A 1,091-nucleotide genomic window follows, 5' to 3' on the forward strand; every position below is an offset into this window, starting at 1 on the left:
CACGAAGTTTGGGGTACAGGTTCTGCGAGTGCATTCGATCAGATCGATAACGCACCGGAAGAGCGTGCGCGTGGTATAACCATTGCGACCTCTCACGTTGAGTACGACTCCCCGACCCGCCACTACGCACACGTAGACTGCCCGGGCCACGCTGACTATGTTAAGAACATGATCACCGGTGCGGCTCAGATGGACGGCGCAATTCTGGTTTGTTCTGCAGCTGACGGCCCCATGCCGCAGACGCGTGAGCACATCCTGCTGTCTCGTCAGGTAGGTGTTCCTTACATCGTTGTGTTCCTGAACAAAGCGGACATGGTTGACGATGAAGAGCTGCTTGAGCTGGTTGAGATGGAAGTTCGCGAGCTGTTGAGCGCGTACGACTTCCCGGGTGACGACACCCCGATCATCACCGGTTCTGCATTGATGGCTTTGCAGGGCAAAGACGACAACGAAATGGGTACTACCGCTGTTAAGAAGCTGGTAGAAGCTCTGGATGACTACATCCCTGAGCCGGAGCGTGCGATTGATCTGCCGTTCCTGCTGCCGATTGAGGATGTGTTCTCTATCTCCGGTCGTGGTACGGTTGTGACTGGTCGTGTTGAGCGCGGCATCGTCAAGGTTGGTGAGGAAGTTGAGATTGTTGGTATCAAGGATACCGTCAAGACCGTCTGCACCGGTGTTGAGATGTTCCGTAAGCTGCTGGACGAAGGTCGTGCAGGTGAGAACGTAGGTGTACTGCTTCGTGGTACCAAGCGTGACGACGTTGAGCGTGGTCAGGTTCTGTGTAAGCCGGGCAGCATCAAGCCGCACACCAAGTTTGAGTGCGAAGTGTACGTATTGAGCAAAGACGAAGGCGGACGTCATACTCCGTTCTTCAAAGGCTATCGCCCGCAGTTCTACTTCCGTACCACTGACGTAACTGGTTCCTGTGAGTTGCCGGAAGGTGTGGAAATGGTTATGCCTGGTGACAACGTGAAGATGGAAGTAACGTTGATTGCTCCGATCGCCATGGAAGACGGTCTACGCTTCGCGATTCGCGAAGGCGGCCGTACCGTTGGTGCCGGCGTCGTCGCAAAGATCATCGAGTAATA

Annotated in this window: 1 protein-coding gene; it reads left to right on the top strand. The window is 54.8% G+C overall.

Features of this window, described 5'->3' with window-relative positions; all coding sequences use genetic code 11:
• Positions 1-1,089 (top strand): elongation factor Tu (gene tuf, locus CDH47_RS17450; protein ID WP_100641626.1); only part of this gene is annotated, 1,089 nt, incomplete at its 5' end.
• Positions 1,090-1,091: the final 2 nt, after the last annotated feature.

The organism is Marinobacter salexigens, assembly GCF_002806945.1.
In the GTDB taxonomy this organism is placed as follows: Bacteria; Pseudomonadota; Gammaproteobacteria; order Pseudomonadales; family Oleiphilaceae; genus Marinobacter; species Marinobacter salexigens.